Genomic DNA, 22,836 nt, shown 5'->3' with positions numbered 1-22,836 from the left:
TCGATCAGGCGGCCCTGCGCACCGCGCTTCTGGCAGGGATGACGCACACGTGACCGTCGCTGCTGGTCGCCGTCGTCAGGGCGATGCCGTACAGCGCGGCCAGGGCGGGCACGGCGCCGGCATCGCTGGCGATGTCTGCGACCAGCTGGCCCGAGCGCACGAGCAGCAGGCGCTCGAAACCCAGCAAGGCGTGGTTGATATCGTGCAGGATGGCGATGACGGCGTGGCCGCGCGCGGCGCAAAACTGCTGCAGGCTGTCGAGCAGATCGAACTGCAGGCCGGGATCGAGCGCCGCCAGCGGTTCATCGACGAGTATCAAGCCATCTCGTACGTCCCACATCTGCGCGAAGATGCGCGCCAGCTGTACCCTGGCCTGCTCGCCGCCGGACAGGGTATCGAGGCGGCGGCCCAGCAGATGCCCGGCGTGCGCCAGCGCGGCAGCGTCCTGCACGATGCGCTCCAGTTGCGGATCGACCAGGCGCGCCACCCGTCCCAGGCCGATCACCAGTTCGCACTGCAAGCCGAAGGCCACGTTCGAGCCTTGCGGCAGCACGGCGCGGCACCGCGCCAGGTCGGCCAGCGGCCACCGCGCCAGGGGACGGCCGGCAAGCATCACCTGGCCCGCCTGCGGCTGCAGTTCGCATGCCATCAGTTTGAGCAGGGTCGACTTGCCCGCGCCGCTGGGACCGAGGATGGCGATGCGCTCGCCGGGCGCCACCCGCACAGTGAAGGGGCCGAAATACTGCTGGCCCAGTTGTGTTGTGGCGAAGGAGAGTTCCAGCAGGGGCGTCATGTTCACCTCTAGGCGGTGCCGTGGCGGAAGCGCCGCAACAGCATCAGGAAAAATGGCCCGCCCAGCAAGGCCGTGAAAATGCCGACGGGGACTTCCGCGGGAATGGCGACCGTGCGCGCCAGGGTGTCGGCCAACAGCAGCAGCAAGCCGCCGGCCAGCATGGACAGCGGTAGCACGCGGCGCTGGTCGGCGCCCAGCCAGGTGCGTACCAGGTGCGGCGCGATCAGGCCGATAAAACCGATGCCGCCACACCAGGCGACGGCAAACCCCGTCAGCACGGCCACCAGCACGATCACCTGCGTGCGCAGCCGGCTCACGTCGACGCCCACGTGCAGGGCCTGCGCCTCGCCCAGCGCCAGCGCGTTCAATGCACGCATCAGGTAGCGCGTGGCCCACAGCGCGCCCGCCAGCACCAGCAGCAAGGCCGCCACCTGGCGCCAGCTGCCGGCCGACAGCGAACCCAATGTCCAGAAAGTCAGGGTGCGCAACTGGTCGTCACTGGCCAGGTAGATGCACAGGCCCATGACGGCCACCGTGATGGCGTTCAGCGCCACGCCCGTCAGCAGCAGGCCGACGATGGAGCCGGGCGTGGCCCAGCGGGCAACGCGGTCGAGCAGCACGTAGATGAGCATGGCGCCCGCAAACGCGGCCCCCGGCAGCAGCCACACGCGCAGCTCGGGCGCCACGTGCAGGCTGGCGGCAAAGACGATGGTGGCCGCGCCCGCGCAGGCGGCGCCGCTGCTCACTCCCAGCAGCCCCGGGTCGGCCAGCGGATTGCGGAACAGCCCTTGCGTCAAGCCGCCGGCAAGCGCCAGCGCGGCGCCAATCAGGGCGGCGAACAGGGCACGCGGCAAACGGATATGCCACAGCACATACGCGCCGCCGGACAGCGCCTCGCCGCCCGCTTGAAATGGCGCCAGCCAGTCGGCCAGCGTCACGGGCACGGCGCCCGCCTGCACGGCGATGAGCAGACCGGCAAACAACGCCACAGCCAGCATGCCGCCAGCACCCCAGCGTGGCCAGCGACAATGCGCGGCGTACATCGCGCAGGCCACGTTCATGCGGCCATGGCTTTGACAAATGCGGCGTCGAGTTCGGCCAGCGCCTGCGGCATGCGCGGGCCAAAGCCCAAGAGCAGCATGGCTTCCAGCGACACGATGCGGTGCTTGCGCCCGGCCGGCGTCTGCGCCAGGCCTGGCAGTTTCAAGATGCCGTCCACGCCGCCCGACGCTTTCAAGCCCTGGTCCGTGACGAGCACGATGTCGGGCCGCGCGGCGATCACGGCTTCCGGCGTGAGCGGCTTGTAGCCGGCGAATCCACCCTGCCCGCCCATCACGTTGACGGCGCCCGCATACGCGAGCATGGCGTCGGCGCCCGTCTCGCGCCCGCCCACCATCACCTGGTTCGGCGCATGGGCGAGGATAAACAGCACGCGCACAGCTGATTGTACCGGTGAGTGGCCGCGCTGGCGCACCTTGCCCAGGGCGCCGTCCCACTGCTGCTGCAAGGCTTGCGCCAGGCGCGCGGCCGGATCGGCACGGCCCGTGATCTGCCCCACTTGTTTCACCCGTTCGAGCAAGCCTTCGAATTTGTTATTCGCGTTCAGCACCGCCACCGGCACGCCCGCGTCGCGCACCTGGCGCAGCACGGCTTGCGGCCCCGCTTCCTCGGTGGCGATCAGCTGCGTGGGTGCCAGCGACAGCACGCCCTCGGCCGACAAGGTGCGCGCATAGCCGACCTGCGGCAGCTGTTGCGCCACAGCTGGATATAGCGACGTCGTATCGACGCCCACCAGTTCACCCTGCGCTTCGAGCGCATAGACGATTTCCGTCAGGGCGCCGCCCACGCTGACGATGCGCCGCGTTTTCACCACAGGCTTACCCGCGTCGGACACGGCGGCCAGCACCTGCATCGGCGCGGCCAGGGCCAGCGCACCCGCCCCCATCTTTTTCAGCGCGATGCGGCGCGCCACGCTGGCGGCGATCATGCGGCGCATAGTTCGCCCTCCTGCGCCACCCGGTCGACGATATGGCGCCATTCGCACAATTCGTGCACGCCCGGCTTGCGTTCGCCGAAGAACATGACGATGGTGTCGCCCTTGGCGTCAAACAGTTCCACCGACGTCACCAGGCCATCGACCGTGGGCTTTTTCACCACCCAGGCGCTGGCGATATGGTCTTCGCGCAAATGCAGGTTGAAGCGCGTGTCGAGGACATTGATCCACGGCCCCATCACGGCGATCTTGTGCACGGGGCCCGAATGGATCTGGATCATGCCGGCATTGCCGACGAAAGCCATGATCGATACTTTTTCAAGCGCGGCGTCCTTGAGCAGGTCGAGCACGCAGGATTTGTCGAGCTGCTGCACGAAGCGCGGCTCGGCCAGGCGCAAGCCCTGCAGGCGCGAGACCGAATATTTTTTCAGTACGGTGAAAAATTCATGCGTGTCGCGCAAGTCGGCCCAGGCGGCGCGAAAGCCGGCCACGTCGATCTGCGCGTCGGGCAATTCGGCCGGCGGCGGCGCCAGCGCCGTCACGGCAATGCCGGGCGCCTGGTCCGCGTCGGCAAAATGCGCGACCAGCGCGTCATAGGCGGCAATATCGCTTTGCGGCTTGAGGAAAATCTTGTGCACGGCCTGGCCGGCCGCATCGAAAAACTGCAGGCTGCGCTGCACTTCCTTTTCTCCCATCTCGCGTACGGCAAAGCCGTGCGCCCACTGGCGGTAGAACACGCGCAGGTCGATGTCGCCACCGAGCACCAGGCCCACGTGATTGTTGTGGCTGGCTTTTCGATAGACACCCGTCTTTTCATGCACGCACGAAGCGTTGCGCGTCAGTGCCATGACTTCGCCCAGCGGTTCCAGCGCGGCGATGATGGCGGGCGAGTCGGCCTGCAGGCGCTCGGCGCCCAGCAAGGCGCCATTGGCCAGCGACAGGCCGGCATGCGCGGCGATCAGCTCGCCTTCGGAAATGCCCAGTTCCTCGGCGATGTCGCGGTGGCGGGCTTTTTTCTCGCGGCGCAGGCGGGTAAATTCGCTGGTGACCAGCTCGGTATTGCAAATAGGGGGCATGCTCGACACGGTGTCTCCTTTCAAGGCGAACACTGGCTGGCATGGGCTGGCTGGTGGTGGGGGAATCTTGAAGTCAATTATAAATGAGAATCATTCGCAATCAAGTGTTATTTATATGAAGAAAATACGCGCAAAAAAAAGCGCCGCGACAGGAAACCCGTCGCGGCGCAAAGGAGACCGATCGATACAACCGATCAGTTCGGGAAAAAAGGTCAGGCGCTCGCTTGCACGGCCGGCATGGAGACCGGCTTGGCAGTGGGCCGCTGCGCCAGCAAGACCACGGCGGCCAGCACCATGGCGCCGCCCAGCAATTGCGTGCCGCTGACGGACTCCTTCAGCAAGGTCACGCCGAAGGCCATCGTGATCACGGGCTCGAACGTGGAAATGATGGATGCCTTGGCCGCGCCGATCTGCGCCACGCCGGCAAAGAAGGCGGCAATGGCGATGGCCGTCGAGAACAGGGCGATGGCGCTGACGGCCAGCCAGCCCGTCGCCGTGCCTGGCAAGGACACGCCCTGCCACAGGGCGATCGCGCTGTTCGACAGGCCGGCCGTGCCCAAAATCACGACGCAGGCGGCCAATGGGTGAATATTCTCGCGGCTTTTCGACAGGCTGTTGCCAAACAGGATGTACACGGCGTACACGCCGGCCGCCATCAATGCCAGGGCGATGCCGATGGGCTGTCCCTGCAGCTTGCCGCCCAGGGTGATGGCCATGCCGGCAATGGCCAGCGCCATCAGCACCAGCATGCGGCGGTCCAGCTTTTCCCAGCCCAGCGCCAGCGCCAGAATGGTGACCAGCACGGGATACACGTACAGCAGCATGCCGCACAGGCCGCTGCTGGCATACATGAGGGCATTGAAATAGCCTTGCGACTGGGCCGTGTACATCAGGCCCATCAGCATGTAGGCGGCCAGCAGGCGGCCGCGCGGCAAGCGCCAGCCACCGAGCCACACGAGCGGCAGCAACAGCATGGCGGCGATAACGAAACGCAAGGCCAGCATGGTCGACGGGTTGACCCCGGACGCATATGCCGCCTTGGCAAACACTGCGGAACTGCCGAAACCGGCGGCCGACAGCAACACCAGCGCAACAGCGCGGCGATCAGACATGACTAACCTCTTTGAGTACACCTGGGCAAACCTGCTGCGTATCGCGACGGTTTTCCAGGCGTTGTAACGTTGTAAATATAAATGCCCAGCAAGGCCGGGAGATGATTCATGCGTGAATCCTATTGCGGGTCACTTTACGCAGTGACGGCATCATATTCGCTTGCGCAAAATGAAACAAACCAATATTCTTCACGGATAGGCCAAATATTACTGAGGCTCAATTCTCCTGAGAATGCCATGTCACGTCCCCTGCCCCCACTCGCCGCCCTGCACGCCTTCGAAGCGGCCGCCCGCCATGAAGGCTTCCAGCGCGCGGGCGAAGAATTGCACGTGTCGGCCGGCGCCATCGGCCACCACGTGAAACAGCTGGAAGCGTGGCTGGGCATCGTGCTGTTCCAGCGCCTGCCGCGCGGCGTGGTGCTCACCAGCGCGGGCCAGCGCTATGCGGCCTCGCTGGGACCGATCCTCAACCAGCTGGCCGACGTGTCCGAACAGGCGCGGCGCCAGGGCGACGACAAGGTGGTGACGGTGACGGCCACCAGCTCGCTCGTCTCGCGCTGGCTGATGCCGCGCCTGGGCCGGCTGCGCGACCGCTACCCGCAGATCGAACTGCGCGTGCTGGCCTCGATGCACCCGGTCGACCTGGCGCGCGATGGCGTCGATGTGGCCATCCGCCTGGGACCGGGCCGCTATCCGGGCCTGAAAGTGGATTTATTGATGGAAGAATGGTTTTCCGCCGTCTGCAGCCCCGGTTTCCGCGCCAACGCGGCCAGCCTGCGCCACCCCGCCGACCTGCTGCGCTACCCGCTGCTGCACGACGAGCCGGAAGTGCATCTGCCCGGCGAAATCGACTGGACGCGCTGGCTGCACAGCTGCGGCGTGCATTACAGCGGCAATAGCGGCAACAGCGGCGCGCGCTTTTCGCACACCTATCTGTGCCTGGACGCAGCCGCCAGCGGCCAGGGCGTGGCCATTGCCGCCAGTCCCCTGATCGGCGACGATTTGCGCTCTGGCCGCCTGGTGCGCGTATTCGAACACGCCGTGCGCGGCCCCCACTGCTATTATCTGCTGCGCTCGCCCCAGGCGGAAACACGGCCCCTCGTGCATGCATTCTGCGAATGGCTGATCGCCGAGGCGCGCGCCGACCAGGAAACCGTCTGGACCACAGTGGAGACAGCATGACGAGCAGGGAACTGGCGCGCAGCGCCGAATATAGTGTGCAGCATGAATATGAACATGCCACGGTGATGGCGGCCGATGGCAGGCAAACCAGCGTGGGCGAGTTCTATGGCGACCCGGCCGTAGCCTTGATCGATGACCATGAGCAATGGTGCGCCGTGGCGGGCGAGGGATTGGTGCTGTGCCGGCTGGGGCAGGGGTTCGGCCAGTGCGTGGCCTATTTCCGCCAGCCAGGCGAGGTGCGCTGGATCACGGACTTGCGGCAAACGGGACCGTTTGTGCTGGAGTGGCAGGATGAGGATGGCGCTTGGTCCGCCCTCGATGTCGAGCCGGTGGATGCGTCGGCTTACGCGCCAGGGCGCTAAGCCGACCTACGCCGACCTACGCCAGCGGCGGTGGATGGCCCGTAACCCGACAACACCACCAAACCAGCCGGAGCAACAGATCAGAGCCCGTAGGTCGGCTTAGCGCGCAGCGCGTAAGCCGACAACATCATTACAACTTGATGAAGTGCTCGCGGTAGTACTTCAATTCCTCGATCGATTCCAGGATATCGGCCAGCGCCGTATGCTTCTGGTGCTTCTTGAAACCGGTGGCGATTTCAGGCTTCCAGCGCTTGCACAGCTCTTTTAGTGTCGATACGTCAACATTGCGATAGTGGAAGAACGCTTCCAGCTTCGGCATGCCGCGCACCATGAAGCGGCGGTCCTGGCCGATGGTGTTGCCGCACATGGGCGACTTGCCTGCCGGTACGTATTTCTTCAGGAACGCGATCAGCTCCGCTTCCGCCTGGGCTTCCGTCACGGTCGACGCTTTCACCTTGTCGATCAAGCCCGAGCGGCCGTGTGTGCCCTTGTTCCAGGCATCCATCTTGTTCAGGGTTTCATCGGATTGATGAATCACGAACACGGGGCCTTCGGCCAGCAGGTTCAAATGCATGTCCGTGACCACCACCGCCACTTCGATGATGCGGTCGGTATCGGGCTCCAGGCCCGTCATTTCCATGTCGACCCAGACCAGGTTCATCTCGTTTGGACGTGCCGGCACGGCGGGTGCGGGGGCGGATGCAGAGGTGGCTGCAGTTAAGTCGGTCGCTTGTGACATAATTCTCTCTTGGCCTAATCAAACTAAATAATCAGCCATTTTCTCACAGGCACAGAATGTATTCACTCGCGTTTTCGATTTTGTTTGTATCCGTCCTCGTTTTGACCCTGGCCGTGCGCTTCTGGCTCGCTTCGCGGCAGATTCGCCACGTGCTGGCCCACCGCGCCGCGGTGCCGCCCGAATTCGCGGAAAAAATCCCGCTGGCCGCGCACCAGAAGGCGGCCGACTACACGGTGGCGAAGACCAAGTTCGGCCTGCTGACCCTGCTGGTCAACTACGCCGTGCTGATCGGTTTTACCTTGCTGGGCGGCCTACAATGGCTGGCGCTGCACCTGAATGAATGGATGGGGCCGGGCTCGCCCATGCTGTACCAGATCGGCCTGATCGCCGCCTTTGCCGCCATTTCCGGCCTGATCGACCTGCCCTTCGAGTACTACCAGCAGTTCGTGTTGGAGCAGCGTTTCGGCTTCAACATGATGGCAAGCAAGCTGTTTTTCACGGACTTGCTCAAGAACATAGGCATGGGCACGGCCGTCGGCCTGCCGTTACTCTGGGTCATACTTGTTCTGATGGCAAAAAGTGGCGACCTGTGGTGGTTCTATGCCTGGATAGTCTGGAGCGCGTTCTCCTTGCTGATGATGGTCATCTTCCCCAACTTTATTCAACCACTGTTCAACAAATTCACGCCGCTGGCCGACGAAGCGCTGAAAAGCCGCATCGAAGGCTTGATGCAGCGCGTCGGTTTCGCCTCGAAAGGCCTGTTCGTCATGGATGGCTCGAAGCGCAGCGCCCACGGCAATGCGTATTTCTCGGGCTTTGGCGCCAACAAGCGCATCGTCTTCTTCGACACCCTGCTGTCGCGCCTGGCGCCGCAGGAAATCGAAGCCGTGCTGGCGCATGAACTGGGCCACTTCAAGCTCAAGCACATCGTCAAGCGCATCGCCATGATGTTCGTCATCTCGCTGGGTTTCCTCGCGCTGCTGGGCTTCCTGAAGACGCAGCCATGGTTTTACGCGGGCCTCGGTGTCGACCCTGTCGCCCTGGCGCTGACGGGCCAGCCGACGGACGCGCTGGCCCTGCTGCTGTTCATGCTGGCCTTGCCCGTCTTCACTTTCCTGCTGGGACCGTTGACGTCGCTCAGCTCGCGCAAGCACGAATTCGAAGCGGATGCCTTTGCCGCCACGCACACGCAGGCGGACGACCTCGTCTCGGCCCTCGTCAAAATGTATGAAGACAATGCGTCGACCCTGACGCCCGACCCGCTGCACTCGGCCTTTTACGACTAGCACCCGCCGGCCAGCGTGCGCATCCGCCACCTGAAAGGGGCTACGACATGACTACGCCATCGACTTCGCAAGACCTGGCCCAACTGAGTTGCTCGCCGCGCCAGCAGGCGCTGGGCGACACGGACATCGCCACCCTGCATGCCCTGCTGCTCCAGTGGACGGTGCAAAATGGCAAGCTGTGCCGCGACTTCGGCTTCAAGAATTACTACCAGACCCTGGCGTTCGTGAACGCCCTGGCCTATATGACCCATACGCAAGACCACCATCCGGAGCTCATCATTACTTACAAAACCTGCGCCGTGCGCTACGACACGCACTCGGTCAACCAGGGCGCCGGCGGCCTGTCCGAAAACGACTTCATCTGCGCCGCCAAGGCAGACCTCATCTACCAGAGCAGCCAGGTGACCGCATGAGCGAAGGCAAGTTGACGGGCGTCATCATCGCCGCCCACGGCCGCCACTACCTGGCCGACGTGGACGGCGCCAAACTGCAATGCGTGACGCGCGGCAAGAAAACCAATGTGGCCGTGGGCGACATCGTGCACCTGACGCGCACCTCGAACGACCAGGCCGTCATCGACCGCATCGAGGAACGCAAGACCCTGCTGTACCGCTCGGACCAGTACAAATCGAAATTGCTGGCCGCCAATTTGACGCAGCTGTTCATCGTCGTGGCGACGGAGCCGGGCTTTGCCGACGACCTGATCTCGCGCTCGCTGGTGGCGGCCGACGCGGCCGGCATCGAAGCGCGCATCATCCTCAACAAAACGGACGTGACCGCGTCGCTGGAACGCGCCCGCGAACGCCTGCTGCCGTATTCCTCGATGGGCTATCCCGTCGATGAAGTGTCGGCGCGCGCCGAACCCGAGCATGCCGTGGCCACCCTGGCGCCCCTGCTGGCGGGCCAGTCGTCGATCCTGATCGGCCAGTCGGGCATGGGCAAGTCGTCGCTGATCAACCTGCTGGTGCCGGACGCCGACATCGCCGTGCGCGAAATCTCGGCCGCGCTCGACACGGGCAAGCACACGACGACCTTTACGCGCCTGTACAAGCTCGACGAACTGGGCGCGAACAGTTCCATCATCGATTCGCCCGGCTTCCAGGAATTCGGCCTGTACCACCTGTCCGAGGGCATGCTGGAGCGGGCCTTCCGCGAATTCCAGCCGTATCTTGGCGGCTGCAAATTCTATAACTGCCGCCACCTGATCGAACCGCAATGCGCCATCCTGCAAGCCCTGTCTGAAGGCAAGATCGCCAAGATGCGCCACACCCTGTACGGTCAGCTGCTGCACGAATCGGCGCAGACCTTGTATTAAGAAATATTTCCCTCATTCAAATATAGCGCCGCAAAACACCCGGCAGGCGAAATTTAATTTCGCCGCCGAGCACGCCTTCCGACTTTAATCCCAAAACCGTTCATCTGCCGTTTTATGCACTTCATCGCGTAAAACCTGCCTTCCATCGCCTGCCGCTGGCGATGGCAAAGGTCGTTTGCTACCTTGTCACCAGTCCCTGCCGGAAACCTGCCAGCGACCACACGATCTAACTCCCATCCATCCAGCCATCCTGATCGAAGGTGAATGTCATGCATACCAAACGTTTCCTCCCCCTTGCCGCCGCCCTGTTCGCGCTTGTCGCCGGCACCGCCCACGCGCAAACCGTTGCGACTCCACAAACCACTGGCAGTGTCAGAGTCAGCAGCAACGCGTACTACCATGTGACGGCGCAGGAAGCGTCCGAGATCGAACGGCAATACCGCCTGTCGAACGGGCAACGGCTGGAAGTGCGCCAGCAAGACAGTCACTTCTACGGCCGCCTGATCGACGACCGCGAAATGCAGCCAAAACCCAGTGTGAGAATCCTTCCCATCGGGGCTGGCAAGTTTGCCACCCAGAAAGGTGCAACATTCGCCTTCAGCAATGCGGGCGAACAGGTGACCATCGACAACGCCCAGCTGCTGTCGGGCTTGCGCCTGCCTGACGACACGCGCAGCATCAGCGGCGTCAGCGTCAACAGCGTTCGTCTGGTTTCACGCTAGGCGCACGGCAGAACGCATGCGGCATGGGGCAAAGCGCCCCGCCTGCGGCGTCATGCCGGCCACATAATTCTGACAGGCGTACTGAACAATTCCCCTGAATGCAGCTTACAATGCCATGACACATGGCCTGTGCGGACGCAGGCTGGCGCCACTGTTTGCGGGGAGAATGCTTGAATGGAAATGTTCGCGCTCGAACATGACATTGCACAGTGGGAAGACACACTGCGGCCATTGCGCGGCCTTGGGCGCCTGCCCTTGCTGATGCTGCTGGCATGGCATTTACGCCAGCGTAACTGCGACAGAGCGCTTGCACCATGCGGCGAAGCGGATCGGCTGCTGCCCCAGGCCCACTGCGGCCCAGCCGCATGGGATCAGGCGCAAGCGCGCCTGCAACTGGTCGAGGCAGAAGTGGCCTGGCTGCAAGGCGCCCTCGATACGGCCGAAAGCCTGGCCATGGCGGCGCACGCCACCTGTGGCGCACACGGCGACGGCGCCGGCTGCGCCGATGCCCACTGGCTGCTGTCCTCGATCGCCGTCGACCGCGGCGACCATGCCCGCTGCGATGCCGAACTGCTGGCCGCGGCGGAGCAAGCGCGCAGCGCCGGCGATGCGATGCGCGCCAGCCTGGCCGACGCGGCCACGGCGCGCTGGGCCGTCTTGCGCGACGCCCCAGCCGCCCAGGCCCGCTGGGGCGCCGACTTCCAGGCCGACGGCACCAGCGGCAAGCTGCCCGCGCCACTGGCCGCCTGGGTGCACGATTTCCGCGGCTTGCTGGCGCACACCTCGCGCGACCTGGGCGCGGCCGCCGGCCACTACATGCAAAGCTATGAGGCGGCCCTGGAAAGCGGCCAACTGCGCGGCGCGATCACGGCCGCCATCAATATCGGCGACTGTTTCTCCAGCCTCAACGACAACGAATCGGCCCTCGAATGGATGCAGTGCGCGCTGGACCTGGCGCGCCCCACCGGCTGGCCACGCAGCATCGGCGCCTGCCAGACGCATACGGCCGAGACCATGCGCAAGCTGGGGCGCCTGGCCACGGCCGAAGACTTGCTGCGCGAAGCGCTGCTGATCCTGGCCCCCGTGGCGGGCGCGCGCACCTATGCCAACGCCCTGTTCCACCTGGGCGAACTGAGCCTGGACAAGGGCGACTACGACACGGCGCTCGACGCCTTCAGCCGGCTGGCGCAGCGCGCCGAAGCGCTGGGCCAGGCCGACTTCCGCAGCATGGCGCAGCGCGGCAGCGCCCACGCGCTGTCTTACCTGGACCGCCCGGACGAAGCGCTGCAGGCGGCCGAACGGGCTTGCCAGCTGGCCACCGCGCAGGGCGACGCCATGCACCAGGTGGCGGCGCTGCGCGTGCTGTCCATGCTGCATGCGCGCCACGACCTGCCGCCGCCCGCAGGCATGCAGGAACGCAATCCCGCCCTGCATTTCCTGCACCAGGCGCTGCAGGTGGCCGACTCCATCGACGGCTATGTGCCGCCCGGCGAACTGCTCGATGCGCTGGCGCGCGAATATGCGCATGCGGGCGACTATGCGCGCGCCTACGATATCGCCCTGGCGGCAGGCGTGGCGCGCGAAAAAAGCCACACCCAGCAGGCAAGCAACCGCGCCACCGCCATGCAGGTCTACCACCAGACGGAACATGCGCGCTCGGAAGGCTATCACCACCGCGAACTGGCCGCCTCCGAAGCACGGCGTGCCGAAGTGCTGCAGCAAACCAGCGACACCCTGGAACGGCTGTCGGCCATCGGCCAGGAAATCACCACCCACCTCGACGCCAGCGCCGTGTTCCAGGTGCTGGACCGCCACGTGCATGCCTTGCTGCCGGTCAACACCTTCGCCGTCTACATGCTCGATGCGGCGGGCACGGCGCTGCACCGCGCGCACGGCATGGAAGCGGGCCGGCCCCTGTCCGACAACGCCATTCCACTGAGCAACCCACGCGCCTATTCCGTACGCTGCCTGCTGGGCCGGCGCGAAGTGTATATCGACCAGGTACCGCCGAAGCGCCACGCCTACACCGTGCCCGGCACCCTGCATAACCAGAGCGTGCTGTACGTGCCCTTGACGGTGGGCGAGCGCGTGCTGGGGGTGATGACGGTGCAGGCTTGCCATGCCCATGCCTATGGAGAACGCGAACGCCTGATCTTCCGCACCCTGTGCGCGTATGGCGCCATCGCGCTCGACAATGCCAGTGCCTACCGGCAGCTGCAGGACGCCCAGGCGCAATTGGCATCGCAGGAAAAGCTGGCTGCCCTCGGCTCGCTGATGGCCGGCGTGGCGCATGAACTCAATACCCCGATCGGCAACAGCCTGCTGATCGCCAGCACCATGCTGCAAAAGACGGAAGACGTGGAACGCCTGATGAACGGCCCCGGCCTGCGCCGCTCGGACCTGGCCGCCTACATCGACGATGCAAGCAAGGCGTCGGCACTGGTGATGCGCGGCCTGCACAGCGCGGCCGACCTGGTCAACAGCTTCAAGCAGGTGGCCGTCGACCGCACCACCGAACAGCGGCGCCAGTTCGACCTGCAACAGGTGAGCAATGAAATCATCGCCACCGTCATGAACCGCATCCGCAGCTCGGGCCACCGCATCGAGACGGACATCGCGTTCGGCATCGCCATGGACAGCTATCCGGGTCCGTTCGGCCAGGTGATCACCAATCTGATCAACAACGCCCTGTTGCACGCGTTCGCTCCCGCGCCCAACGATGGCGCCGCCGGCAAGGGCTGCATGCGCCTGTCCGCCACGCTGGACGGCGCGCGCGTGCGGATCGTCTTCTCCGACAATGGCGGCGGCATCGCCGAACAGCATTTGTCGCGCATCTTCGACCCCTTCTTTACCACCAAGCTGGGCCAGGGCGGCAGCGGCCTCGGTTTGTCGATCAGCTACAACATCGTCACGGCCCTGCTGGGCGGCACCATCCAGGTGGCCAGCAGCCCCGCCGGCACGCGTTTCACGCTGGACTTGCCGCTGGTGGCGCCGCAGCTGGACGGGGCCGCGCCCGCCAGCATCTATTAATCCACCGCCCTTTGCCCGGGTGCAGGCTTGCCTATACAAGTACGCGCCCGGACGGTCTTTCCAATCTAAAAGCAAAACCCTTATAATTGAACGGCTGAAGTACTTGCCATTGCATTATTTTCAACATGGCAAACCGCATCGACCCGCGCGACAAGCGTCGCGCTGGCACCGATCAACACAGCAGCGCGCCGGGCGAGGCAGTCATCAGACGAGATGTTGTACGCTGATGCAACCCGGCGGGAAAGGCACGCCGCCGGCGGCCTGCGCATCTTCAAGTGGTCATTATGTCGACAAAAAAACCGATCAAGCACTACCTCCAGTTCTCCGATTTCACGTTGGAAGAGTATGAATATGTGATCGAACGCGCCCATCTGATCAAGCGCAAGTTCAAGAATTACGAAATCTACCATCCACTGATCGACCGCACCCTGGTGATGGTCTTTGAAAAGAACTCCACCCGCACGCGATTGTCGTTCGAAGCCGGCATGCACCAGCTGGGCGGCGCCGCCATCTACCTGAACACGCGCGATTCCCAATTGGGCCGCGGCGAGCCGGTGGAAGACGCGGGCCAGGTCATGTCGCGCATGTGCGACATCATCATGGTGCGTACCTTCGGCCAGGAGATCATCGAGCGTTTCGCCGCCAATTCGCGCGTGCCGGTGATCAATGGCCTGACCAATGAACACCACCCGTGCCAGGTCTTTGCCGACATCTTCACCTACATCGAACACCGCGGCTCGATCGCCGGCAAGGTCGTCGCCTGGATCGGCGACGCCAACAACATGCTGTACTCGTGGCTGCAGGCGGCCGAAGTGTTCGGCTTCCACGTCAACGTCTCGACGCCCAAGGGCTACGACATCGACCTGGCGCAAGTCAAGACCGAGCGCTACACCTTCTTCGCCAACCCGTCGGACGCGTGCGAAGGCGCGCACCTGGTCAACACGGACGTGTGGACCAGCATGGGCTACGAAGCGGAAAACGCGGCACGTATTGCCGCCTTCGACGGCTGGATCGTCGATGGCGCGAAGATGTCCCGCGCCGCGCCCGACGCCCTGTTCATGCACTGCCTGCCCGCCCACCGCGGCGAGGAAGTGGCGGCCGAAGTGATCGACGGCCCGCAATCGGTCGTGTGGGACGAGGCGGAAAACCGCTTGCACGTGCAAAAAGCGCTGATCGAATACCTGTTACTCGGTAAAATCCAATAATTCGCCCGGCACTGCATAAAACCTGGCAGCATCGCAACACATACATCGACAACGACAACTGGAAGCAATATGAGCGACATTAAAAAAGTAGTCCTGGCCTATTCCGGCGGACTCGACACCTCCGTCATCCTGAAATGGCTGCAAGATAACTACCAGTGCGAAATCGTCACCTTCACGGCCGACCTGGGCCAGGGCGAAGAACTGGAACCGGCGCGCGCCAAGGCGATCAAGTTCGGCATCAAGCCGGAAAACATCCATATCGAAGACGTGCGCGAAGAATTCGTGCGCGATTTCGTCTTCCCGATGTTCCGCGCCAACACCGTGTATGAAGGCGAATACCTGCTGGGCACCTCGATCGCCCGTCCGCTGATCGCCAAGCGCCTGATCGAAATCGCCAACGCCACGGGCGCCGACGCCATCTCGCACGGCGCAACCGGCAAGGGCAACGACCAGGTGCGTTTCGAACTGGGCGCCTACGCGCTCAAACCTGGCGTGAAAATCATCGCCCCATGGCGCGAGTGGGATCTGCTGTCGCGCGAAAAACTGCTGAAGTACGCGGAAGACGCCGGCATCGAAATCGACATGAAGCACAAGAACGGCGGCGCGCCGTACTCGATGGATGCCAACTTGCTGCACATCAGCTTTGAAGGTCGCCACCTGGAAAACCCGAGTGCCGAAGCGGAAGAGACCATGTGGCGCTGGACCGTCAGCCCGGAAAAAGCCCCGGACGAAGCGGAATACCTGGACATCGAATACGAAAAAGGCGATATCGTCGCCATCAACGGCGTGCGCATGTCGCCCGCCACCGTGCTGGCCGAACTGAACAAGGTTGGCGGCAAGCATGGCGTGGGACGCCTGGACCTGGTGGAAAACCGCTACGTCGGCATGAAATCGCGCGGCTGCTATGAAACCCCGGGCGGCACCATCATGCTCAAAGCCCACCGCGCCATCGAATCGATCACCCTGGACCGCGAAGTGGCCCACCTGAAAGATGACCTGATGCCGCGCTACGCGTCGATGATCTACAACGGCTACTGGTGGGCGCCCGAGCGCGTCGCCCTGCAAACCCTGATCGACCACACGCAGGAAACCGTGAACGGCTGGGTACGCATCAAGCTGTACAAAGGCAATGTCATCGTCGTGTCGCGCGATTCGAAGACGGATTCGCTGTTCGACATGAACATCGCCACCTTCGACGAAGACGGCGGCGCCTACAACCAGGCCGACGCCGGCGGCTTCATCAAGCTGAACGCCTTGCGCATGCGCATCGCCGCCATCGCCCGTGAAAAACGTGGCCAGAAGTAATTAGTTGCCGGGAGGCACTGCCTCCCGCGCCAAGCAAAGCCGCCCACGGGCGGCTTTTTTACATTTGAAACGCACTCGACCACGATTTACCGCCCGGCGCGCGCCCGGATCACCCCCATTTTGCTGTGCGCGTGGCAAAATGCTATAGGGCTCTTGTCGAAAAAATCCCGCTTCCGGAGCCCTCCCATGTTCAAAGACCTGAGTATCAAGAATAAACTGTACCTGGGCTTCGGCTCCATCGTGGCCATCATCCTGATCCTGCTGGGCGTGTCCTACAACAGCTTTTCGCGCCTGTCGGAAGCCAATGCGTGGGACCGCCACACGATGGAAGTGCTGGGCGAGATCGACAGGATTCACAATTCCATCCTGCAAATCCAGGTGGAGGCACGCGGTTTCATCCTGACCGGCAGTGAAACGTCGCTGTCGCCGGAATCAAATGAAATGGACGTGCTGAGCCAGCACACGCAAAAAGCCATCGCCATGACCGCCGACAACAAGGTGCAGTCGGAACGCTTCCGCAAGATCGACGCGCTGACCACCACCTGGGTCAAGGAGTGGATCACCCCGCTGATCGAAAAGCGCCGCGCGCTGGGAAATGCGCCGGGCGCCACGGAAGCGGTGGCCCGCACCATGCCGGCCGGCGGCTACCCTGCCGTCAGACAGGCGAACAAGCTGCTCGACGAAGTCGCGGCCGAAGAATCACGCTTGCTGGCCGAACGCACGGCCACCACGACAAAATTGCAGGAAACCATGATGCTGACCCTGGCGCTGGGCGGCCTGCTGTGCGTGGCGCTGGCGCTGGGCATTTCCTACCTGCTGGGCCGCGCCATCCTCGGCCCGCTGAACAGCCTGACGGACGCCGTCGGGCGCATCGCCAGCGGCGACCAGCGCGCGCGCGCCACCATCCTCTCGCGCGACGAGCTGGGCAAGGTATCGGAAGAATTCAACCGCATGGCGCAAACGATTCAGGACAACCAGGCCAATGAACAGGCCGCCACCAATACCTTGCGGGCCAAGGTCGATTCGCTGCTGGAAGTGGTCTCGAAAGCCGCCTCGGGCGACCTGACGGGCAAGGTCGGCATCACGGGCAGCGACGCCATCGGCCAGCTGGGCAATGGCCTGGCGAAGATGTTTGAAAACCTGCGCAGCCTGCTCAACAATGTGCAAAAGGCCGGCATCCAGGTGACGACGTCCGCCACGGAAATCGCCGCCTCGGCGCGCCAGCAGGAAGCGACCGGCATCGAGCAGGCGCAAACGAGCGTGGAAATTCTCAGCACCACCAAGGAAATCTCGGCCAACACGAGCCAGTTACTCAAAACCATGGAAGACGCCACCGCCGTGGCCGACTACACGACGAATGCGACGGCCGAGGCGCAGAACAACCTCAAGCGCATGGATTCGACCATGCAGCACATGGTCTCGGCCACCGATTCCATCAACGCCAAGCTGGCGGCCCTGTCGGAAAAAGCCAGCAATATCAATAGCGTGCTGATCACCATCACCAAGGTGGCCGACCAGACCAACATCCTGTCGCTGAACGCCGCCATCGAGGCGGAAAAAGCGGGCGAAGCGGGCCGCGGCTTCTCCGTGGTGGCGACGGAAATTCGCCGCCTGGCCGACCAGACGTCCGTGTCTACCTGGGATATCGAGCAAATGCTCAAGGAAATGCAATCGGCCGTCTCGGCCAGCGTGATGGGCATGGACAAATTCTCGGAAGAGATTCGCCGCAGCGTGGGCGAAGTACGGCAAGTGGCCGAGCAGTTGTCGTCCGTGATGGACCAGGTGCAAAAACTCACGCCGCAATTCGACGCCGTGCTGCAAGGCATGCAATCGCAGGCCATCGGCGCCTCGCAGATTTCCGACACCATGATGCAGCTCAACGACGCCACGCAGCAAACGGTGGAGTCCTTGAAGGCCACCAGCGAGGCCGTGCACCAGCTGCAATATGCGGCGGGCGACCTGCAGTCGAGCGTGTCCACTTTCGCCGTCACCATCTGATCCCATGAAAGTGCTGCTCTTTCACATCGGACGCGACCGCTACGGCCTGCCCCTGGCCCGCATCGTGCGCGTCCTGCCGCTGCTGGAGCTGAAACAGTTGCCGCTCACGCCAGACTACGTGGCCGGCCTGATGGACTTGCATGGCACGCCCGTGCCCGTGATCGACCTGTCGCGCCTGGCAGGGCTGCAGGCTGCCGCCGCGCAGTTCGACACGCGCATCGTCGTCGTCGACTACCGCGCGCCTGGCGGCGAAACCATGCACGCGCTGGGCTTGCTGGCCTCGCAGGTGCGCGGCATCGCCGACATCGACACGCTCCAGCTTGAAGACAGCGGCGTGGCGACAGTGCCCTTCCTGGGCCAGGTGGCCAGCGACGCCGACGGCATCGTGCAGCTGGTGGAACTGGAACACCTGCTGCCGCCGGACGTGCGCGCGCTGCTGTTCCAAGATGCGGGCGCGGCATGACGGCGCAAACCCTGCTGCGCCGCGCGACCGGCCTGTCCGTCTCCAAATCCGTGGCCGAGCGGGCCGTCGGCCAGCGCATGGAGCAAACGGGCTATGCCGATAGCGAAGCCTACCTGCAGGCGCTCACACCGGCCGAAATGACGCAATTGATCGAACTGGTGGTGGTGCCCGAATCGTGGCTGTTCCGCGACCCGCAGGCGTTCTACGCCACCGTCGAACTGGTACAGGAACGCTGGGCGCGCGGACGCGCCACGCGCATCCTGTCGATCCCGTGCGCGGGCGGCGAGGAACCGTATTCGATGGCCATGGCGCTGCGCGACGGCGGCGTGCCGAAACAGGCGTTCAGCATCGACGCCTACGACCTGAGCCCCGGCTGCATCGAGCGGGCGCAGGCGGGAATCTACGGCCGCAATGCCTTCCGCGCGCAGGACGTGGCCTTCCGCGAGCGCTATTTCACGCACGTGGCCGACGACGCCTACCGCATCATCGACTCCTTGCGCGAACAGGTGACCTTCAGGCAGGGCAACCTGCTGCAGTTCGATACGGCCACCTACAGCCGCCACTACGACGTCATTTTTTGCCGCAACCTGCTGATCTACTTTGACAAGCCGACCACGCGCGCGGCCATCCAGAATCTGTCGGCCCTGCTGGCCGACGACGGCATGCTGCTGGCCGGCTATGCGGAAGTGCCGTCGTTCTGCCAGAATGGTTTTACGACGCTGCAGTTCCGCCAGGCTTTCGCCCTGAAGAAGGAAACGGCGGCGCCGGCCAGTCCCGTGCAGGTGGCGCCGCTGCCGGCCTTACGCACCTTGCGCAGCGTGCCGCCCGCGCCAAGGCGCGCTGCCGTGGCAGCCACGTCTTCCATCGCATCGGCGACGCCGCGCACGCGCCCCGTGTCCGTGCCATCGCCGTCGCCGGCTGCGCAGGCCGCGCAAGCCGATTTGCTGGCCGAGGCGCGCCTGCTGGCCGACCGCGGCCAGTTGCGCGAGGCCGGCGAAAAATGCCACGCCCACCTGGCGAAAGTGCCCGAGGCGGCGGAAGCGTATTTCATGCTGGGCATCATCAATGAACTGGCCGGCAAGATGGACCTGGCCGACGACTACTGGCGCCGCTGCATCTACCTGCAGCCCGACCATTACGAAGCGCTGTGCCACCTGTCCCTGCTGGCCGAACGCAATGGCAACCACACGGCCGCCGCCACCCTGAAGGCGCGCGCGGCACGCATCTACGAGCGCCGCCAGGCGTCCAACTAAGGGGCAAGCATGACAAATCTCATCGCCACCGAGTCCCCCGCCACCATCGACGACTGCTGGAACCATATCGGCGTGGTCGGCGACCAGAGCTGCCCCAAGCTGCCGGCCAACGTGCATTGCCGCAACTGCGACGTATATGCGGGCGCCGCCCAGCGCAACCTGCAGCGGCCCGTGGACGAACACTACCGGCGCGACTGGGCCAGCCACTTCCGCCAGATCGATGCGGGCGGCGAAGTACGCGACAGTTCGGCGCTGGTGTTTCGCATCGGCCGCGAATGGCTGGCGCTGCCCACGCGCGTATTCGACTCCGTGGCTCCGCAGGCCAAGCCGCACGCGCTGCCGCATCGCGGCGGGGGCGGCCTGGCGGGCATCGTCAATATCGGCGGCAAGCTGTATCCATGCATGTCGCTGGCCAGTTTGCTGGGCATCGACGAACAGGGCGCGCCGCCAGCCAGAGGCCGCCACACGTTTGCGCGCCTGCTGCTGATGCGCTGGGAAGAGCAGGCCTACGCGCTGCCCGTGGCCGACCTGCACGGCATCGTGCGCTACGCGTCATGCGCCGTGCAGGCGCCGGCGGCCACCATCAACAAGGGCCTGTCGCGCTTCCTCTCGGGCGTGATCACCGAAGGCGACATGCGCATCGGCTGCCTCGACACGGCGCTGATCGGCTTTCAACTTGCGAGACTATTACGATGAGCCAGGACCAGCACGGCGACCTCAGTGCCTTTTCCATGCTGGACCTGTTCCGCATGGAGGCGGACAGCCAGACCCAGATTCTCACCGACGGCTTGCTGGCCATGGAGCGCCATGCGGGCGACGCGGCCGCCGTCGAAGCGATGATGCGCGCGGCCCACTCGATCAAGGGCGCGGCCGCCATCGTCGGCCTGCAAGTGGTGGTGCAGCTGGCGCACGGCATGGAAGACAGCTTTGTCGCCGCCCAGCATGGGCGCTTGAAACTCACGCCGGAGCGGGTCGACGTGCTGCTGTCGGGCGTCGACCTGATCGTGCAGCTGTCGCGCCTGGACGACGCGGGCGCCGAAGCCTGGCTGGCCGCCAATGCGGCGCAGATCGACCAGACCCTGAACGCCATCGCCGGCATCGCCGACCTGCCCGAATTGCCGGCCCTGCCCCCGGCGCCTGCGCCCGCACCAGCGCCCTTGCCGCCGGAAGCGGCAGAACCGCAAGCGCCCGTGGCCAGCGGCCTGGCGGGAGAGGAAGCGGAAGCGGCCGTCCCGGCGCCGCGTACGGCGACCGGTGCAGGCGCACCTGCCAAGGCGCCGGCGCAAAACTTCGACAAACTGCTGTCGCTGGCCAGCGAATCGCGCATCAATGCGCACCAGATGCACCCGTTCGTCGGCGCCCTGCAGCGCTTCAAGCGCAACCAGAGCAGCCTGTTTTCCGCCATCGAGCACCTGCATGAAGCCATTGCCCGTTCGGCCGACCCGGGCCTGATGGAAAAGTCCCTGCTGGCGCTGCAAAAGACGCAGCCCCTGAAGCAATTCATGCTCGAGCACATCGCCGACATCGAGACCTATGAACGGCGCCTGCTGGCCGTCTCGCAAGGCATGGTCGACGAGGTGCTGGCCCTGCGCATGCGCCCTTTCCGCGACGGCATCCACGCGTTCCCGCGCATGGTGCGCGACCTGGCGCGCAGCCTGGGCAAGGAAGTGCAGCTGGAGATCGACGGCGAAGATACCCTGGTCGACCGCGACATCCTGGCGAAGATCGAAAGCCCGCTGAACCACATGCTGAGAAATGCCATCGACCATGGCATGGAAGGCCCGTACGAGCGCATCGACGCGGGCAAGGAAGCGCTGGGCACGATACGCATGGAAGCGCGCCACCGCGCCGGCATGCTGAGCATCGAGATCAGCGACGACGGGCGCGGCGTCGACCTGGAGAAAATCCGCCAGTCCGTCATCGAGCGCAAGATGGCCAGTCCCGCCATGGCAGCCGCGCTGTCGCCGGGCGAGCTGCTGGAGTTTTTGTTCCTGCCCGCCTTCAGCCTGAAGGAAAAGGCGAATCAATTGTCCGGACGCGGCGTGGGCCTCGACATCGTGCACGAGACGATACGCCAGCAAAACGGCACGGTGCGCCTGGAATCGGAACCGGGCCGCGGTTTCCGCGCGCTGATCACATTGCCGCTGACGCAATCGATCGTGCGCGCGCTGGTGGTCGACGTGCACGGCGAAGCCTACGCCATCCCCATCGTCAAGGTGGAAAGCGTGGTGCGCGTGCCGCAAGCGGCCATCCATACCTTGGAAAACAAGCAGTTCTTCGAACTCAAGGGCGAGCATCTGGGCCTGGTGTCGGCGGCGCAGGTGCTCGAACTGGGCGAAGCGGCCAACCAGGCCGAGGACTTGCCCGTAGTGGTGATCGGACGCGGCAAGCAAAGCTATGCGCTGGTGGTCGACGCCATCCGCGGCGAGCAAAGCCTGGCCGTGCAAGCCATCGACCCGATCTTCGGCAAGATGCGCGACATTTCCGCCGCCGCCCTGCTCGACGACGGGGAGCCGGTGCTGATCCTCGACGTGCCCGATTTGCTGCTGTCGATCGACAAGCTGCTGCACGAGGGCGGCTTGCACCAGCTGGCGCAGGCCGGCCACGCCGAACGCCGCAAGGCCAAGCGCATCCTCGTCGTCGACGATTCGCTGACGGTGCGCGAGATGGAGCGCAAGCTGCTGCTGGCGCGCGGCTTCGACGTCGACGTGGCCATCGACGGCATCGACGGCTGGAACGTGGTGCGCAGCGGAGAATATGACCTGGTGATCACCGACGTGGACATGCCGCGCATGGATGGCATCGAACTCGTCTCACTGATCAAGAAGGACCTGCACCTGCACAAGCTGCCGGTGATGATCGTGTCGTACAAGGACCGTCCGGAAGACCGCGCACGCGGCCTGTCCGCCGGCGCCGACTATTATTTGACCAAAGGCAGCTTCCACGACGAGACCTTGCTCGACGCGGTGGCCGACCTGATAGGAGATGCCCGCTTATGAGCT

General features: G+C 64.4%; 20 protein-coding genes. 14 read left to right on the top strand and 6 right to left on the bottom strand.

The window, feature by feature from the left end:
* Positions 1–4: 4 nt before the first annotated feature.
* The 5 genes from AC4BCN_RS09045 to AC4BCN_RS09025 form a co-directional block, all read right to left on the bottom strand.
* Positions 5–793, bottom strand: coding sequence for an ATP-binding cassette domain-containing protein (locus AC4BCN_RS09045; RefSeq protein WP_490493108.1), 789 nt, complete (start codon positions 791–793; stop codon positions 5–7).
* An 8-nt stretch (positions 794–801) separates the two neighbouring features.
* Positions 802–1,854: a FecCD family ABC transporter permease gene (locus tag AC4BCN_RS09040; RefSeq protein WP_490493107.1), complete on the bottom strand. Its 1,053-nt coding sequence runs from the start codon at positions 1,852–1,854 to the stop codon at positions 802–804.
* Positions 1,851–2,789: a heme/hemin ABC transporter substrate-binding protein gene (locus tag AC4BCN_RS09035; protein ID WP_490493106.1), complete on the bottom strand. Its 939-nt coding sequence runs from the start codon at positions 2,787–2,789 to the stop codon at positions 1,851–1,853. The genes AC4BCN_RS09040 and AC4BCN_RS09035 overlap by 4 nt, the downstream gene beginning before the upstream one ends.
* Positions 2,777–3,862 (bottom strand): hemin-degrading factor, encoded by a 1,086-nt coding sequence (locus tag AC4BCN_RS09030; RefSeq protein ID WP_490493586.1) that lies wholly within the window; start codon positions 3,860–3,862, stop codon positions 2,777–2,779. Before AC4BCN_RS09030 ends, AC4BCN_RS09035 begins: the two co-directional genes overlap by 13 nt.
* A gap of 212 nt (positions 3,863–4,074) precedes the next feature.
* Positions 4,075–4,974, bottom strand: coding sequence for a DMT family transporter (locus AC4BCN_RS09025; RefSeq protein ID WP_490493105.1), 900 nt, complete (start codon positions 4,972–4,974; stop codon positions 4,075–4,077).
* 237 nt (positions 4,975–5,211) lie between these two features.
* Between AC4BCN_RS09025 and gcvA the strand changes: the two genes are divergently transcribed.
* Complete coding sequence (gene gcvA / locus AC4BCN_RS09020; RefSeq protein ID WP_490493104.1) at positions 5,212–6,156, top strand: transcriptional regulator GcvA; 945 nt, start codon at positions 5,212–5,214, stop codon at positions 6,154–6,156.
* Entirely contained in the window at positions 6,153–6,518 is a 366-nt protein-coding gene (locus tag AC4BCN_RS09015; protein ID WP_490493103.1) for a hypothetical protein, read from the top strand. Before gcvA ends, AC4BCN_RS09015 begins: the two co-directional genes overlap by 4 nt.
* 130 nt (positions 6,519–6,648) lie before the next feature.
* Here AC4BCN_RS09015 and orn read toward each other — a convergent pair whose 3' ends face one another.
* Positions 6,649–7,257, bottom strand: coding sequence for an oligoribonuclease (gene orn / locus AC4BCN_RS09010; RefSeq protein WP_185982107.1), 609 nt, complete (start codon positions 7,255–7,257; stop codon positions 6,649–6,651).
* Positions 7,258–7,313: 56 nt separating this feature from the next.
* On the opposite strand from orn, the gene AC4BCN_RS09005 reads away from it, so the two are divergent.
* The 12 genes from AC4BCN_RS09005 to AC4BCN_RS08950 all read left to right on the top strand — a co-directional run bounded on the left by AC4BCN_RS09005 (position 7,314) and on the right by AC4BCN_RS08950 (position 22,833).
* A complete protein-coding gene (locus AC4BCN_RS09005) occupies positions 7,314–8,543 on the top strand; it encodes a M48 family metallopeptidase (protein WP_490493102.1) in 1,230 nt (409 codons plus the stop codon).
* A gap of 47 nt (positions 8,544–8,590) precedes the next feature.
* The gene (locus AC4BCN_RS09000; protein WP_490493101.1) at positions 8,591–8,956 is read left to right on the top strand and encodes a 4a-hydroxytetrahydrobiopterin dehydratase; all 366 of its coding nucleotides are present in this window, start codon (positions 8,591–8,593) and stop codon (positions 8,954–8,956) included.
* On the top strand, positions 8,953–9,858 hold the full coding sequence (gene rsgA, locus AC4BCN_RS08995) for a ribosome small subunit-dependent GTPase A (protein ID WP_034785059.1): 906 nt from the start codon (positions 8,953–8,955) through the stop codon (positions 9,856–9,858). Before AC4BCN_RS09000 ends, rsgA begins: the two co-directional genes overlap by 4 nt.
* Before the next feature lie 269 nt (positions 9,859–10,127).
* Entirely contained in the window at positions 10,128–10,580 is a 453-nt protein-coding gene (locus tag AC4BCN_RS08990; protein WP_070300827.1) for a hypothetical protein, read from the top strand.
* A gap of 180 nt (positions 10,581–10,760) precedes the next feature.
* Entirely contained in the window at positions 10,761–13,610 is a 2,850-nt protein-coding gene (locus tag AC4BCN_RS08985) for an ATP-binding protein (RefSeq protein WP_490493100.1), read from the top strand.
* Between the two features lie 284 nt (positions 13,611–13,894).
* Positions 13,895–14,815: an ornithine carbamoyltransferase gene (gene argF / locus AC4BCN_RS08980; RefSeq protein ID WP_139090833.1), complete on the top strand. Its 921-nt coding sequence runs from the start codon at positions 13,895–13,897 to the stop codon at positions 14,813–14,815.
* A 69-nt stretch (positions 14,816–14,884) separates the two neighbouring features.
* Positions 14,885–16,120, top strand: a complete 1,236-nt coding sequence (locus AC4BCN_RS08975) for an argininosuccinate synthase (protein WP_034759383.1) — start codon at positions 14,885–14,887, stop codon at positions 16,118–16,120.
* Between the two features lie 186 nt (positions 16,121–16,306).
* The gene (locus AC4BCN_RS08970) at positions 16,307–18,118 is read left to right on the top strand and encodes a methyl-accepting chemotaxis protein (RefSeq protein WP_490493099.1); all 1,812 of its coding nucleotides are present in this window, start codon (positions 16,307–16,309) and stop codon (positions 18,116–18,118) included.
* A gap of 4 nt (positions 18,119–18,122) precedes the next feature.
* Entirely contained in the window at positions 18,123–18,581 is a 459-nt protein-coding gene (locus AC4BCN_RS08965; RefSeq protein WP_139090831.1) for a chemotaxis protein CheW, read from the top strand.
* Complete coding sequence (locus AC4BCN_RS08960; RefSeq protein WP_490493098.1) at positions 18,578–19,834, top strand: CheR family methyltransferase; 1,257 nt, start codon at positions 18,578–18,580, stop codon at positions 19,832–19,834. The genes AC4BCN_RS08965 and AC4BCN_RS08960 overlap by 4 nt, the downstream gene beginning before the upstream one ends.
* A 9-nt stretch (positions 19,835–19,843) precedes the next feature.
* The gene (locus tag AC4BCN_RS08955) at positions 19,844–20,530 is read left to right on the top strand and encodes a chemotaxis protein CheW (protein ID WP_490493097.1); all 687 of its coding nucleotides are present in this window, start codon (positions 19,844–19,846) and stop codon (positions 20,528–20,530) included.
* A complete protein-coding gene (locus tag AC4BCN_RS08950; protein WP_490493096.1) occupies positions 20,527–22,833 on the top strand; it encodes a hybrid sensor histidine kinase/response regulator in 2,307 nt (768 codons plus the stop codon). Before AC4BCN_RS08955 ends, AC4BCN_RS08950 begins: the two co-directional genes overlap by 4 nt.
* Positions 22,834–22,836 lie beyond the last annotated feature (3 nt).

The sequence above is a fragment of the Janthinobacterium sp. Bl 1 genome (assembly GCF_058215535.1).
The sequence above is the reverse complement of the archived record's forward strand: the minus strand, read 5'-3'. Positions and strand labels throughout refer to the sequence as shown.

Excerpts from the sequence above, each read along its gene's own strand:
- AC4BCN_RS09045 (WP_490493108.1), bottom strand. The coding sequence starts at position 793 with ATGACGCCCCTGCTGGAACTCTCCTTCGCCACAACACAACTGGGCCAG.
- AC4BCN_RS09040 (WP_490493107.1), bottom strand. The coding sequence starts at position 1,854 with ATGAACGTGGCCTGCGCGATGTACGCCGCGCATTGTCGCTGGCCACGC.
- AC4BCN_RS09035 (WP_490493106.1), bottom strand. The coding sequence starts at position 2,789 with ATGCGCCGCATGATCGCCGCCAGCGTGGCGCGCCGCATCGCGCTGAAA.
- AC4BCN_RS09030 (WP_490493586.1), bottom strand. The coding sequence starts at position 3,862 with ATGCCCCCTATTTGCAATACCGAGCTGGTCACCAGCGAATTTACCCGC.
- AC4BCN_RS09025 (WP_490493105.1), bottom strand. The coding sequence starts at position 4,974 with ATGTCTGATCGCCGCGCTGTTGCGCTGGTGTTGCTGTCGGCCGCCGGT.
- gcvA (WP_490493104.1), top strand. The coding sequence starts at position 5,212 with ATGTCACGTCCCCTGCCCCCACTCGCCGCCCTGCACGCCTTCGAAGCG.
- AC4BCN_RS09015 (WP_490493103.1), top strand. The coding sequence starts at position 6,153 with ATGACGAGCAGGGAACTGGCGCGCAGCGCCGAATATAGTGTGCAGCAT.
- orn (WP_185982107.1), bottom strand. The coding sequence starts at position 7,257 with ATGTCACAAGCGACCGACTTAACTGCAGCCACCTCTGCATCCGCCCCC.
- AC4BCN_RS09005 (WP_490493102.1), top strand. The coding sequence starts at position 7,314 with ATGTATTCACTCGCGTTTTCGATTTTGTTTGTATCCGTCCTCGTTTTG.
- AC4BCN_RS09000 (WP_490493101.1), top strand. The coding sequence starts at position 8,591 with ATGACTACGCCATCGACTTCGCAAGACCTGGCCCAACTGAGTTGCTCG.
- rsgA (WP_034785059.1), top strand. The coding sequence starts at position 8,953 with ATGAGCGAAGGCAAGTTGACGGGCGTCATCATCGCCGCCCACGGCCGC.
- AC4BCN_RS08990 (WP_070300827.1), top strand. The coding sequence starts at position 10,128 with ATGCATACCAAACGTTTCCTCCCCCTTGCCGCCGCCCTGTTCGCGCTT.
- AC4BCN_RS08985 (WP_490493100.1), top strand. The coding sequence starts at position 10,761 with ATGTTCGCGCTCGAACATGACATTGCACAGTGGGAAGACACACTGCGG.
- argF (WP_139090833.1), top strand. The coding sequence starts at position 13,895 with ATGTCGACAAAAAAACCGATCAAGCACTACCTCCAGTTCTCCGATTTC.
- AC4BCN_RS08975 (WP_034759383.1), top strand. The coding sequence starts at position 14,885 with ATGAGCGACATTAAAAAAGTAGTCCTGGCCTATTCCGGCGGACTCGAC.
- AC4BCN_RS08970 (WP_490493099.1), top strand. The coding sequence starts at position 16,307 with ATGTTCAAAGACCTGAGTATCAAGAATAAACTGTACCTGGGCTTCGGC.
- AC4BCN_RS08965 (WP_139090831.1), top strand. The coding sequence starts at position 18,123 with ATGAAAGTGCTGCTCTTTCACATCGGACGCGACCGCTACGGCCTGCCC.
- AC4BCN_RS08960 (WP_490493098.1), top strand. The coding sequence starts at position 18,578 with ATGACGGCGCAAACCCTGCTGCGCCGCGCGACCGGCCTGTCCGTCTCC.
- AC4BCN_RS08955 (WP_490493097.1), top strand. The coding sequence starts at position 19,844 with ATGACAAATCTCATCGCCACCGAGTCCCCCGCCACCATCGACGACTGC.
- AC4BCN_RS08950 (WP_490493096.1), top strand. The coding sequence starts at position 20,527 with ATGAGCCAGGACCAGCACGGCGACCTCAGTGCCTTTTCCATGCTGGAC.